The 13,289-nt window shown below is 71.5% G+C and carries 9 protein-coding genes; 1 reads left to right on the top strand and 8 read right to left on the bottom strand.

Annotation, left to right across the window (positions count from 1 at the left end; genetic code table 11):
• Positions 1-171: 171 nt before the first annotated feature.
• The 6 genes from ACESM1_RS13150 to ACESM1_RS13125 all read right to left on the bottom strand — a co-directional run bounded on the left by ACESM1_RS13150 (position 172) and on the right by ACESM1_RS13125 (position 9,601).
• Complete coding sequence (locus ACESM1_RS13150) at positions 172-1,851, bottom strand: hydantoinase B/oxoprolinase family protein (RefSeq protein WP_372620724.1); 1,680 nt, start codon at positions 1,849-1,851, stop codon at positions 172-174.
• Positions 1,848-3,914 carry a hydantoinase/oxoprolinase family protein gene (locus tag ACESM1_RS13145; RefSeq protein WP_372620723.1) on the bottom strand — a complete coding sequence of 689 codons (2,067 nt, stop codon included), beginning with the start codon at positions 3,912-3,914 and terminating at the stop codon, positions 1,848-1,850. The genes ACESM1_RS13150 and ACESM1_RS13145 overlap by 4 nt, the downstream gene beginning before the upstream one ends.
• Positions 3,915-4,167: 253 nt before the next feature.
• Entirely contained in the window at positions 4,168-4,713 is a 546-nt protein-coding gene (locus tag ACESM1_RS13140) for a vitamin K epoxide reductase family protein (protein WP_372620721.1), read from the bottom strand.
• 67 nt (positions 4,714-4,780) lie between these two features.
• The gene (locus tag ACESM1_RS13135) at positions 4,781-6,406 is read right to left on the bottom strand and encodes a DUF6311 domain-containing protein (RefSeq protein ID WP_372620719.1); all 1,626 of its coding nucleotides are present in this window, start codon (positions 6,404-6,406) and stop codon (positions 4,781-4,783) included.
• Positions 6,407-6,756: 350 nt separating this feature from the next.
• A complete protein-coding gene (locus tag ACESM1_RS13130) occupies positions 6,757-8,583 on the bottom strand; it encodes a glycoside hydrolase family 15 protein (protein WP_372620718.1) in 1,827 nt (608 codons plus the stop codon).
• 4 nt (positions 8,584-8,587) lie between these two features.
• Entirely contained in the window at positions 8,588-9,601 is a 1,014-nt protein-coding gene (locus tag ACESM1_RS13125) for an SDR family oxidoreductase (RefSeq protein ID WP_372620857.1), read from the bottom strand.
• Between the two features lie 154 nt (positions 9,602-9,755).
• Here ACESM1_RS13125 and ACESM1_RS13120 point away from each other — a divergent pair, with 154 nt between their 5' ends.
• Complete coding sequence (locus ACESM1_RS13120) at positions 9,756-10,124, top strand: sensory rhodopsin transducer (protein ID WP_372620717.1); 369 nt, start codon at positions 9,756-9,758, stop codon at positions 10,122-10,124.
• A gap of 1 nt (position 10,125) precedes the next feature.
• Here ACESM1_RS13120 and ACESM1_RS13115 read toward each other — a convergent pair whose 3' ends face one another.
• The gene (locus ACESM1_RS13115; RefSeq protein ID WP_372620715.1) at positions 10,126-10,329 is read right to left on the bottom strand and encodes a DUF3309 family protein; all 204 of its coding nucleotides are present in this window, start codon (positions 10,327-10,329) and stop codon (positions 10,126-10,128) included.
• Positions 10,326-13,289 carry an FAD-binding and (Fe-S)-binding domain-containing protein gene (locus ACESM1_RS13110; RefSeq protein WP_372620713.1) on the bottom strand — a complete coding sequence of 988 codons (2,964 nt, stop codon included), beginning with the start codon at positions 13,287-13,289 and terminating at the stop codon, positions 10,326-10,328. Before ACESM1_RS13110 ends, ACESM1_RS13115 begins: the two co-directional genes overlap by 4 nt.

The raw sequence follows: 13,289 nt of genomic DNA, 5'->3' as shown, positions 1-13,289 counted from the left end.
TATCGGATCCCGGCTCCGCGGCATGCCTGGTGACGCGCGTTACCGCGCCGACTTCCCGTCGCCAGCCGAAACCGTCCGCCATCGCCCGCAACCCCTCCCCGACCCGCGCCCGGAGGCGCGCTGGCACAGTCTAGCGCGCGGGCAATTGTCCGGACAATCGTCCGGAACGGGTCAGCTGCGCCAGACGTCCCTTGCCGCCGCGGGCGTGACGTAGCCGAGCGCCAGGTCGCGCGCGAGCGCGGCCGCCTCGCGCCCGGCGGGATCGCCGAAGCCGCCGCCGCCCGAGGTCTCAAGCCGGACCACATCGCCCCGAAGCAGCACCAGCCCGTCGGTCTTGGGCGGAATCGGTTCCTCCCGGCCGTCGCGGATCAGCAGCAGCCTGCCGCGGTTGGCCGGCTGGCCGCCGGCCAGGCCATAGGGCGCGTGATGGAAGCGGTCCATGTTGGCGGTCAGCACGCAGCGTTCCGAGAGGACGCGCCATTCCCGCACCAACCCGAGGCCGCCGCGGCGTGCCCCTGCCCCGCCGGAATCCGGCAGCAGGCCATAGCGCGCGATCTCGAGCGGCATCTGGCTCTCGATCATCTCCACGGGGATGTTGGCGTTGTTGTGCATGCCGGAGGCGTAGGTGTTCACCCCGTCCTTCGCCGGGTGTGCGCCGGAGCCACCGATCTCGATCTCCACCAGCACCTCGCGCGATCCATCCTCGGCGACGGTCTGGAAGGTGCAGACGTAGCTATTGCCATAGTAAGCGGCTGGGATGCGCTCCGGCACCGCCTGGTGCAGCGCGCCGAACAGCGCGTTGAGCAGCCGGTGCCCGACGGCGATGCGATGCGCGACCGGCGCCGGATGGCGGGCGTTCACCACCAGACCTTCCGGCGCGATCACCCGCACCGGACGGTAGCAGCCGGCGTTGGCGGCAAGCGCCGGATCGTCGGCGGCCGACATCACCGCGAACATCACCGCCGCCTGGCTGCTGGCGAGCGTCGCGTTCACCGGCCCGGCGACCTGCTTCGCACAACCGGAGAGGTCCACCTCGATGCCGTCGCCGGCGATGGTGAGCTTCACATGCAGGCGGATCGGCTGGTCCAGCACGATGCCGTCATCGTCGAGGAAGTCCTCGAATTCATAGACGCCGTCCGGCATGCGGCGGATCGCGGCACGCATCGTCGCCTCGCTCATGTCGAGGATGCGGCGGCCGGCCTCCAGCATCGCCTCCGTGCCGTAGCGCGCGGCCAGCCGGCGCAGCGCCGCCGCGCCGACGTCGAGGCTGGCCAGCTGGCTCTGCAGGTCGCCCATCACCAGATCGGGCTTGCGAACATTCTGCCGGATCATCGCCCAGACGCCGGCATTGACGCGGCCGCCTTCCACCAGCTTCACCGGCGGGATGCGCAACCCCTCCTGGAAGATCTCGGTGGCCGTCGCGGCGTAGCTGCCCGCCGCCAGCCCGCCCATGTCCAGGTGGTGGCAGAGCGTGCCGACAAAGGCGATGCGGCGGCCTTCGTGCTCGACCGGCTTGAACGCCAGGATATCGGGCAGATGCTGGCCGCCGCAATACGGGTCGTTGGTGATGACCACGTCCTCCGGGCCCCAGGCTGCTGCGTCCACGTGCCGTGCCAGCAGCTCGCGCAGACCATGGCCCATCGAGTTCAGGTGGCTCGGGATGCGCGCGGATTGCGCGACGTTGTTGCCCTCGGCGTCGAAGATGGCTGTCGAGTAGTCCAGCAATTCGCGCACGATCGTGCTGCGGCTGGTGCGCCACACCGTGACGTCCATCTCGGCCGCGGCGGCGGTCAGCGCATTGCGGATGACCTCGACCTCGATCGGGCCGAGGCGGTCGCCGGGCGCGGTCATGGCGTGCCTCCCTCGTGTCTTGCGATCAGCGCGCCGGCGGGGCCGAGCGCCGCGCGCCAGCCGCGCGCGACGACATGGGTGGCGAAGGCTTCCTCGACGATGGCGGGGCCTTCGATGATGTCATGCGGCGTCAGCGCCTCGCGGTCGTACACCGCCACCTCGCGCCAGGCGCCGCCTTCGTAAAGCCGACGCATGCCCTTCCGCGCAGGCCGCGCGGCGGGAGCCGCATCGGCGACGGGCGGCCGCGCGAGGCGTCCGATCGCGGCGATGCGCAGCGTGACGATCTCGACCGCTGCCGTCTCGTCCGCATAGCTGAAGCGCTGGCGATGCATCGCGTGGAAGTCGGCAACGAGACGCGCCAGCGCGGCCTCATCCGGCACATCGGCAACAGAGGGCCAGCGCACCAGCAGCTCGAAGGCCTGGCCGTGATATCGCATGTCGGCCGCCGCCTCGAGGAACTGGTCGGCGGGTGCCACGCCGTCCCGTGCCAGCCGCGCCGCGCCTTCCCCGCGCAGCTCCGCTAGCAGTGCGGCGAGCGCAGGCAGACTTCCGGGCACCGCCGGCATCATGCGGGACCGCGCGATGTCCTGCACCAGGTCGCTGAACAGCATGCCGTAGGCCGAAAGCGTGCCCGGGTTGCGTGGGAACACCACCTCGCCGATGCCCAGTTCGGCCGCCACATCCGTCGCGTGCAGGCCACCGGCGCCGCCGAAGGAGAGCATCGCGAAGTCGCGCGGATCGAGCCCCTTTTCGAACAGCGAGAGCCGCACCGCGGCTCCAAGATTGGCGTTGGTGACGGCAAGGATCCCCTCCGCCGCATCCTCAGGCGAGAGGCCGAGCGGCTCCGCAACGCAAGCCGCCATCGCCGCGCGCGTCGCCGGCATGTCCAGCTGCATGCTGCCGCCCAGGAAGAAATCCGGATCCAGCCGGCCGAGCACCAGGTTCGCATCGGTGACCGTCGGCTCCACGCCGCCGCGTCCGTACGCCACCGGCCCCGGCTTGGCACCGGCGCTGCGCGGCCCGACCGTCAGCCGCCCGCCCGCGTCCACCGATGCGATGGAGCCGCCACCGGCGCCGATGGTGCGCATCTCCACCATGGGCAGCCGCACCGGCAGCCGGTCCACCTCGCCCTGCGTGACCAGGCCGACGCGGCCATCCTGCACCAGCGACACGTCATAGGAGGTGCCGCCCATGTCCACCGCGACCAGGTTCGGCCGGCCGAGTTCCTGCGCCAACCGCGCCGCCGCGAGCGTGCCGCCGCTCGGCCCGGAAAGCAGCAGGCGTGCCGGCTGCTCCGCCGCCGCACGCAGGCTGCACACGCCGCCGCTCGACTGCACCAGCAGCACCACCGGCTGGAAGCCGCCCTCGCCGAGCCGGCGTTCCAGTCTTTCCAGGTAGGCGCGCACCACCGGCACCAGCAGCGCGTTCAGAACGGTGGTGGAGCTGCGCTCGTATTCGCGGATCTCCGGACTGATCTCGGAGGCGAGCGAAACGGCGAGGCCCGGCCGCGCCTTCGCCAGCAGGTCGCGGACACGCTGCTCATGCGCCGGGTTGACGTAGCCGTGCAGCAGGCAGACCGCGACAGCCTCCGCGCCGGTCGCGTCCAGCCGCGCCAGCAGCGGGCCGAGCAGATGCGCCTCGTCGAGCGTGCGTTCCACGCTGCCGTCGGCGCGCATCCGCTCGCGCACGCCAAGGCGGCGGTCGCGCGGCACCAGCACCGGCGGCGGGTCGGGCGCGAGGGCGTAGAGCTCGCGCCGGTAATGGCGCGTGATCTCCAGCACATCCTCGAAGCCTTCGGTGGTCAGCAGCGCGCCGGGCGGCAGGCGGCGTTCCAGCACGGCGTTGGTGGCGATGGTTGTGCCGTGCAGCAGCAGCCCGACCTCGGCCAGCGCGAAGCCGAAGCGCTCCGCGGCCTCGCGCACGCCGGTGACCAGGCCGAGCGAGGGATCCTCCGGCGTGGTCGGCGTCTTCCATGCATGGACCGCGCCGCTGCGCGGATCGAGGATCTGCAGGTCGGTGAAGGTGCCGCCGATATCCACGGCAATCCGGATCGGACGCTCCATCGGCGGCCCGCTCATGGCATGGTCCGTTCGGTCCGGCTTCTCGGCATGGCGTCGCGTTGCTCCCGGCTGCGCGCCACCAGGATGGCGGTGGCACGGCGCCGATGCAATCCGGCGGCGTCGTTACCGACCGGCCGTCGCCCTAGCCCGCGATCGCCCTGGGTGTGCACGCCGCAGGCGGGCACGCCAGGGCGTGAATCGCCGGCTCGAAAGGGCTGGACCCGAGTTGCCCGGACACAGTCCGGGCAACTCGGGTCTAGCCGGTGCGCCGCCCTCGAGCGAGGAGATGGCGCAGCGAGCCGAACGCCTCCGGCAGCACCAGCGCCAACGTCGCGAAATGCGCGAGCGCATCCACGATGCAATAGGGGCACCAGGCGCGGTCCACCTTCGGCATCTGGTGGAACAGGTATTTCGCCGCGACTGCCGCCTGCGGCGCTTCCACCGCGACGGCCAGCAGCGGCAGCCAGGGATGCCGGCGCATGCGGTCCGCGCCGCCGGTGGTGGCCAGCACCAGGTTGGTGGCGTGGGCGAGGATGTTGATCGGGCTGTCCGGGCCGCCGTAGCTGTACGCCTCGTCGCTGGTGTTCACGCGGGTGGTGTCGAAGCCGCGGATCGGCGGGTCGGGCAGCCGCCGCACCGCGCCGATCTGCAGCAGCGTCGTCGCCGCCATCATCCCGATGCCGAGCAGCGACACGGCCGCAGTACCGCGCCGCAGTTGCATCAGTGCGCTGTCGTCGTGGCGGAAATCGCGCCTGAGGCGCGCCGGCGTGCTTCCCATCAGCCGCGTGATCGGTGCGGGCATGGTCCGTCTCCCGAGAGATGCGCGGGAAGAACCCTGCGGCGCGGGCGGCGTTCCCGCGCGCCCGGTCCTATCGAGCGAACCAGCCGGGGGCGAAGACCCGCACGCCGTCGATCACCGCCAGCAGGTCGCGGCCGGAATCGGCGCGGCGCGCCACCAGCGCACGCGTCGCCTCGTCCCGTAGCACGTAGAGCGTGCCGCGCTCCCACCTTCCGGCGGCGAGATCGGCCAGCGTGCGGGCGTTGAGGCTGCGGATCGCCGCGGGATCCACGCGCGAGAGATATACAGCATCGGTCGGCAACCGATGGCGCGCCGCGAACCGCGCCACCGGCTCCCACTGCAGCCCGAAATTCGCGGCCGGGACGGCGCGCACCCGCACATGGCGCAGCGCCGCCTGCGACCAGAAGGGATCGGGCAGCCGCTCCGCGGCGATGCGCGGCGCCTCGGCAACCAGCGCGCGGAACTTCGCCATGCCCGCATCGATGTCCACCATCTGCAGCAGGAAGGCCGCCGCGAGCAACAGCCGCAGCCGCGGGTTGGGAAGACGCGCGGCAAGCAGCGCGACGGCAGCGAAGATCGCGGCATAGGCCAGTGGCCAGAAGAAGCGCTCGGAGGAACGCAGCATCTCCGCCAGTCGCGCCGCCGGCGCCGGCAATTCGAACAGCGTGATCACCTGCCCCGCCACACCGACCCGGTTCGAGATGGCGAAGCAGAGCATGCCGAGCAGCACCAGGATCAGCACCGCGTACCGGCGCAGCACCGCGCCAACGCCGCCGCCGCGCAGCGCCATCGCGGCTGCCACCCCAAGCAGCAGCAGCGCGCCAGCACCGAGATAGGACCCGCCATGCTCCCAGTGCCGCAGGCCGGGCAGCGCCGGCAGCAGCCGGCCCCATTCCACCGCGTCGAAGGGTGCGGTCAGGTCGAGTTGCACCTGGCCGTAATGCAGGCCCATCGGCACCACCTCGCCGGAGACGGTGAAGTAGCCCACCGCCCAGAGCGCGGCCGCCACCACCGCAGGCACCGCGAGCACCTGCAACGCCAGATCGCTACGCGGCGCGCCGCGTAGCGCGCGGGTCACCCAATCCGCCACCCAGAGGGCGAGGCACATCGCCATGACATAGGGGTTGAGCATCGCGATCAGGCCGAGGCAGCCGAGCCAGTGCAGCGTCTGCCGCCGTGCCTCCGGCCGCAGGCAGAGCCACAGCGCCCACAGGATCGCCCATTGCGAGACCAGCGCGAAATGCCCGCCCATGCGGTTCAGCAGCAGCGGCTGCCATGCGAACAGCAGCGCGCCCAGGGCACGCGCCACCGGGTCGCGCACGGCCAGCCCCAGCAGCCGCCAGGCGAGCGCCGCCTGCAGCGCGGCACTCAGCACCATCCACGGCCCCCAGTATTGCGGGATCTCCACCAGCGGCCGCAGCGCCTTGGCGATGAAGGCCATCAGCGGCACGGCGTCCACGTAGAAGATCGCGCTCGACAGTTCGAGGCCATAGAGTGGGTTGAGGCCGAGCGGCCAGGACCAGGGCGAGATCGCGAAGTATTTCCAGGCCAGCAGATAAGCAACCGGATCGGGCCCGAGCGTGCCATGCAGCAGCCAGCCGAGATCGCGGACGTCGAGGATACGCGGGCCGAGCGTCAGGATCGCGGCCAGCGCGCCGCCGAGGATGGCGACGAGAAGCGAGGCGCGTTGCGCCAACTGCGCCGATCTCTTGTCCAGCCCCTCTTCTGCAGCCGCGGTTTCGGCTGGCGCGGCCGGTGCGATGGCCTGAAGCGAGACGACAGGCTCGCGCACTAGATCGCACCCATCGGATGATCTGCCCCTGGTAGGGACGGCCGGCACGCAGGTGCCGCCGATGTTGCCCCACGGATCATAGGACGCCCCGCCCCCGTGTTCTTTTCATGTCGTCAATCCGCCGGATCCTAGGCGTCGCGCCCCGGCCGGGCAACACGAAGCGACATCTTGCCCTCCGGGCGCGGCTCCCGCGAGCCAACCGCGTCCAAAGCTCGGCAGCCCCGCTTACCTTGGGAGCCGGTCGGTGCGGCGCCTCAGTCGGGCCGGCCCGCCTCCGGGTCCGGCCCGGCGGGCTCGCCGGTCGGCGGCGGCGCGCTGCCTTCCAGCAGATAGGCGGCGTTCATCAACGCCACATGCGAGAAGGCCTGCGGGAAGTTGCCGAGCTGGCGCTTCGCGTCCGGGTCGTATTCCTCCGCGAGCAGGCCCACATCGTTGCGCAGCGTGAGCAGGTGCTCGAACATGCGGACGGCCTCGTCCCGTCTTCCGTCCATCGCCAGCGCTTCCACCAGCCAGAAGCTGCAGGGGATGAATGCGCCCTCCCCGCCCACCAACCCGTCCGGCGCCTCGTTCACGTCGTAGCGCCGCACCATGCCGTCGCAGGGCAGCCGGCGCTCGATGGCGGCGACGGTGCCGCGGATGCGCGGATCCTCGGGTGGCAGGAAGCCGATCGCGGGCAGCAGCAGCAGGCTCGCATCCACCGCTCGCGAGCCATAGGAACGCACGAAGCTGCCGAGTTCCGGATCGTAGCCGTTGCGGCAGACATCCTCATGGATCCGCTGGCGCAGCGCGCGCCAGTGCGACAGCGGCCCCTTCAGCCCGAACGCCTCGACGTCGCGCACCGCGCGGTCCACCGCCGCCCAGCACATCACCTTGGAATGCACGAAGTGCTCCGGCCCGCTGCGCACTTCCCAGATGCCGTAGTCGGGCTCCTGCCAGACCCGCTCGACCTGCTCGAGCAACGCACATTGCAGCGCCCAGGCATCACTGGAGAACGGGATGCCGCGCCGCCGCCCCTGGTGCAGCGCATCCAGCACCTGGCCGAACACGTCGTGCTGGTTCTGCCGGTAGGCAGCGTTGCCGACCCTGACCGGCCGCGAGCCCTCATAACCCGGCAGCCACTCCACCTCCGTCTCGCGCAGGTTCCGCTCGCCGGCCACGCCGTACATCACCTGCACCTGGGAGGGGCTGCCCATGATCGCGCGCAGCAGCCAGTCGCGCCAGGCCACCGCCTCCTCCCGGTAGCCGGCATTGAGCAGCGCGAGCAGCGTCAGCGTGGCGTCGCGCAGCCAGCAGATCCGGTAATCCCAGTTGCGCGGCCCACCGATCGCCTCCGGCAGGGAGGTGGTGGCGGCCGCCACGATGCCTCCGGTCGGCGCGTAGGTCAGCGCCTTGAGCGTGATGGCGGACCGGCGCACCGCCGCCGACCAACGGCCCGCCGGATGGCAGCGCGAGGCCCAGCCGCGCCATGTGTCGTCCGTCTCCTCGATCGCCGCCGCGACATCGGTGTGGCCCGGCACGGGCCCGTGCGAGGGCGCATAGGACAGCACGAAGGGAACGCACTCGCCCGCCGCGACCTCGAAATCGCCGACGGTGGAGAACTCCTCGCCGTGCAGCGGCACCGGCGTGCGCAGCACCGCCATGTCCGGCCCGACCACCGCGCGGATGCCGCCACCATCGGGCAGCTGCGTCACCCACGGCACGTTGGCGCCATAGCCGAAGCGCAGCGTGATATCGGAGCGGAACGCAACGCGCCCTGCAAGGCCGGTCACCTGGCGGATGATCTGGGAGATCCCGTCACGCATCGGCATGCAGTCGGTCACCAGCGCCCGGCTGCCATCCGGCAGTTCGAACTCGGTTTCGAGCACCAGCGAATCCGGCCGGTAGCGCCGACGCGTCGCCGCGTGACCGTCGCGAGGCGCGATGCGCCAGCGCCCGTGCTCCGGCCCGCCGAGCAGTGCGGTGAAGCAGGCATCGGAATCGAAGCGCGGCCAGCACAGCCAATCCACCGAACCGTCCCGCCCGATCAGCGCCGCGGTCTCGCAGTCGCCGATGATCGCGTAGCCCTCGATGCGTCCGGCCATCGGCTCAGCGCCTCCCGCCGAGGGCGCGCCCGGCGACGAAGGCCAGCGGCAGCGCGAGCAGCCCGGCGAGCGCGGCGGCACCGCGCAGCAGGGACGGATCCACCGCGGCCACGCGCGGGCGCGCACGGCGGTCGAAGCGACCATGCGTGGCATGCAGGCCGGGCACCGGCGCAAAGAGGTTGTCGGGCCGTTCCGCCGGCGCGGCCTCCGGCGTCATCTGGCCGCCATGTGCGCGGCGCGCGAGCAGCCGGTCCATCAGCCCCGGCGCCAGCATGCCGCCGAGGATTGCCTGCACGGCTGGACCGCCAACCCAGAGCTCGCGCGGCGCGCTCTCCGCGGCGCGGCATATCGCCTCCGCCACAGCCTCGGGCTGGTGGATCGGCGGCACCGGCTGCAGGCGGCGCGGCAGGTGGCTGCGCGCCCAGTCGAATTGCGGCGTGTTGACCGCCGGAAGCTGCACCATGGTCAGGCGGATGCGGCTGCCCTCGTGCAGCAGCTCGCAGCGCAGCGAATCGGTGAAGCCGCGGATTGCGAATTTCGCGCCGCAATAGGCGGCCTGCAGCGGAATGGCGCGGTAGGCGAGTGCGGAGCCGACCTGCAGGATGGTGCCGCGCCCGCGCGGGCGCATGTGCCGCAGCGCCGCCATGGTTCCGTGCACCGTGCCGAGATAGGTCACCTCCGTGACCCGGCGGATCTCCTCGGGCGTGACCTCCGCCACCGGCGCGAAGACCGTCACCATCGCATCGTTGATCCAGAGATCGAGGCCGCCGAGTTCCGCCTCCGCACGCTCGGCGGCCGCGAAGACGGCGGGGGCATCGGCGACATCGGCCGGCAGCGCCAGCGCGCGTGGTGCGCCGAGCGCCTCCGCCTCAAGGCGTGCCGTTTCAAGCGCAGCGCCGTCGCGGGCGATCAGCGCCAGGTGCCAGCCACGCCGCGCCAGCGCCTGCACGACGGCACGGCCGACGCCGGCCGAGGCGCCGGTGACCACCGCGGCGCGCGCTGCCTTCCTCCTGGCCAGACCACCCTCCCTGATGACGTTGCGAAGTCCGTCGAGTGCAACACCTTGCGCCCGTCGCGGTTCCTGCCGTTGCGGCACGCGCCGCACGGGCAGGCGGCGGCACGCGCCGCGCGGGCAGGCAGCGGCGTGCGCCGCAACGGCAGGAGGATGCGCGATGATCGGTAGGACGGCCTGGGCAATTGCCGAGGGCTACATTCCGGGCAGCAGCACCGGCGGGGGCCGGGCGATGGAAAGCCACGAGACGCTCTGCGTGCTCAATCCGAACGAGAGCGATGCGACGCTGGAGCTGATGCTGTACTTTGCGGACCGCGAGCCGGTGGGGCCGTACCGGCTGCAGGTGCCGGCGCGGCGCACGCGGCATATCCGCTTCAACGATCTGTCCGACCCCGCGCCGGTGCCGCGCGATACCGACTACGCAAGCGTCCTACGCTCCGACGTGCCGGTGGTGGTGCAGCACACGCGGCTCGACAGCCGTCAGGCGGAGCTGGCGCTGCTCTCCACCATCGCCTTCCCGGGAGACTGACTCACGGCAGGTCCGGGCCGCGCGCCGCCACCGCCCAGGGCCAGGCAAAGGGGATGAAGGCGAACCAGGCGACCAGCGCCCAGAGCAGCAGCCCGGCCAGGATCACGCCGGCCGGCGTGAATCCCCAGCCGCGGCTAAAGGGCCACCACGGGCCGGCAAGCAGGAGCGCCAGCACCAGCAGCACCAGGACGTAGAAGCCGATCATGGCGCGCTTCGTCCCAGGCACGCCGCCGCGATCTGCGCGACATGCACCGTACCGCGACCTGTGCCCTGCTCGATCTGCTCGCGGCAGCTGAAGCCGTCGGCAATGACCCAGGTCTCCCGCGGGGCGGCGCGCAGCTCCGGGAACAGGCCGCGCTCGGCGATCTGCTGGGAGATGCCGTATTTCTCCTGCTCGAAGCCGAAGCTGCCGGCCATGCCGCAGCAGCCATGCCGCATGATCTCCGCCTCGACCCCCAGATGCGCCAGCAACCGCTGCTCGCCGCCCGGCCGGATCACCGCATGGTGGTGGCAATGCATCTGCACCTTGGCGCGCTCGCCCTCGGCGCGGCGTAGCGGGAAGCGGTCCGGCTCACGCATCACGAAATCGGCGATGTGGTGCGTGTTGGCGCTGAGCCGGCGCGCCAGGTTGTCCTTCGGGAACAGGTTCGGCAACTCGTCCATGAAGGCCGAGACGCAGGCGGGCTCCAGCCCGACCACCGGCATGCCGGCCTCGATGTCAGCTCGCAACGTGTCGAGCGTGCGGCGCCAGAGCCGCTTGGCGCGGTCGAGCATGCCCCAATCGTAGAGCGGCCGGCCGCAGCAGAGCGTGCGGCGCGGGATATGCACCTCGTATCCGCCGGCCTCGAGCAGCCGCACCGCCGCCTTGGCGGTCTCCGGCCGGAAGAAATTGTTGAAGGTGTCGGGCCAGAGGATCACCCGCCGCCCGGAGCCGCGTGGCGAATCGCGGCGGGCGAACCAGCGCGTGAAGGGCTCCTCGGCGAAGCGCGGCAGCTGCCGCGCCGCGGCGATGCCGCCCGCCCATTTCGCCGCCGGCGCGATTCCCGGTGCGCGCATCAGCGCGTTCACTGCCGAAGGTGCCAGCGAGGCGAGGCGCGCCCAGTCCTGGATCAGCCCCATGGAGTAGGCCGCGCGCGGCCGCAGCCGGCCGGCATAGTAGTGCGAGTGGAACTCCGCCTTGTAGGTCGCCATGTCCACCTGCACCGGGCAGTCGCTCTTGCAGCCCTTGCAGGCAAGGCAAAGTGAAAGCGAATCGTGCACCGCCTCGCTGCGCCAGCCGTCATCCACCGGGCCGCCATGCACCATCTCGAACAGCATGCGCGCGCGGCCGCGGGTGGAGTGCTTCTCCTCGCGCGTGGCGAGGAAGCTCGGGCACATCACGCCGCCTTCGGGATCGGTGCGGCGGCACTTGCCGACGCCGACGCAGCGCTCCGCCGCATCGGCGAAGCCGCCTTCCTCGGCGAAGGAGAAATGCGTGCGCAGCTCCGGCGGCTGATAGGACGGGCCGAGCCGCAGATTGGAGGTGATGGGATAGGGGTCCACCACCTTGCCCGGGTTCATCCGCCCGTCCGGGTCCCAGATCGCCTTGAACTCGCGGAACGCCTCGATCAGTTCCGGCCCGTACATCTTGCCGATCAGCGCCGCCTTCGACTGGCCATCGCCATGCTCGCCGGAGATCGAGCCGCCATAGCGGACCACCAGATCCGCCGCCTCGTCGAGGAATCGCCGCCAGATGCGCACGCCCTCCTCGTGCTTGAGGTCGAAGGTGATGCGGCAGTGCACGAGGCCGTCGCCGAAATGGCCGTACATCGGAGTGTCGTAGCCATAGCCTTCGCACAATGCGCGGAAGTCGCGGAGGTAGTCGCCCAGCCGCTCGCGCGGGACGGCGGTATCTTCCCAGCCTTCCCAGGTCTCGGGCAGGCCCGGGATATAGGCGCTGCCGGGCAGCCCGGCCTCGCGCACCTGCCAGACCTGCGCCTGCTCCGAAGGGTCGCGCACCAGCTTGGGCTGCACCTGCGGAGTGCCGGCGAAGGCGGCGCAGAGGCGCGCACCCTTCTCCGCTGCCTCCTCCGCAGTGTCGCCGCCGAACTCCACCACGAGCCAGTCATGCGTCCCCGGCAGCACCTTCATGCGCTCCTCGTTGAGGTGCTTGCGGTGCATGGCATCCACCAGGAACTGGTCGATGCCCTCGCAGGCGATCGGGCCGAACTCCAGCACGCGCGGCACGGCGTCTGCCGCGGCGAAGATGCTGTCGAAGCCGAGCACCACCAGCGCACGCTCCGGCGGGTCCGGCACCAGGCGCAGCGTCGCCTCCAGCACGGTCACGCAGGTGCCCTCGGTGCCGACCAGCGCCTTCGCCACGTCGAAGCCGTTCTCCGGCAGCAGCTTGTCGAGGTCGGCATAGCCCGAGACGCGCCGCGGGATGCGCGGGAAGCGCTGGCGGATCAGGTCGCCATAGCGCGTCCGCAGTGCATCCAGCCCGCGGTAGATCTCCGCCCGCGCACCGCCGGCGGCGAGTATGGCGCGCAGTTCCTCCTCGCTGGTGCGGCCGACGGTGAAGCGGTCGCCGCGGTAGGTGAGGATCTCCATCGCCTCGACATTGTCGGCGGTGCGGCCGGCCATGATGGAATGCGGACCGCAGGAATTGTTCCCGATCATCCCGCCGAGCGTGTTGTGGTTGTGCGTGGCCGGGTCCGGGCCGAAGGTCAGCCCATGCTCGCCGGCCGCGTGGCGCAGGTGGTCGAGGATGCAGCCGGGCTGCACCCGCGCGCGCCGCTGCGCCGGATCGATGCCGATGATGCGGTTGAGGTATTTCGAGAAGTCGAGCACCACCGCGGTGTTGGTGGTCTGCCCCGCAAGGCTGGTGCCGCCGCCGCGCGCGACCAGCGGCGCACCGTGCCGCCGGCAGATCGCGATGGTGCGCTCCACATCGGCAAGGCTTCGCGGCACCACCACCCCGATCGGCACCTGGCGGTAGTTCGAGGCATCGGTGGCATAGAGGGCGCGGCTGCCGTCGTCGAAGCGCACCTCGCCCTCAATGCCGCGCGCGAGCTCCTGCGCCAGGCGGCGCCCGGCCAGGGCGGGTGTCTCGGTTCGCACGACCCGCACGCGGCCATCCGGGTTGCGCTGCTGATGACGGCGGAGCGCGGCTTCCGTGGCGGACAT

Origin of the sequence: Falsiroseomonas sp. (genome assembly GCF_041690465.1) — a bacterium.
In the GTDB taxonomy this organism is placed as follows: domain Bacteria; phylum Pseudomonadota; class Alphaproteobacteria; order Acetobacterales; family Acetobacteraceae; genus Falsiroseomonas.
Note: the sequence above shows the minus strand (reverse complement) of the source record. Positions and strands in the feature narration are given on the sequence as shown.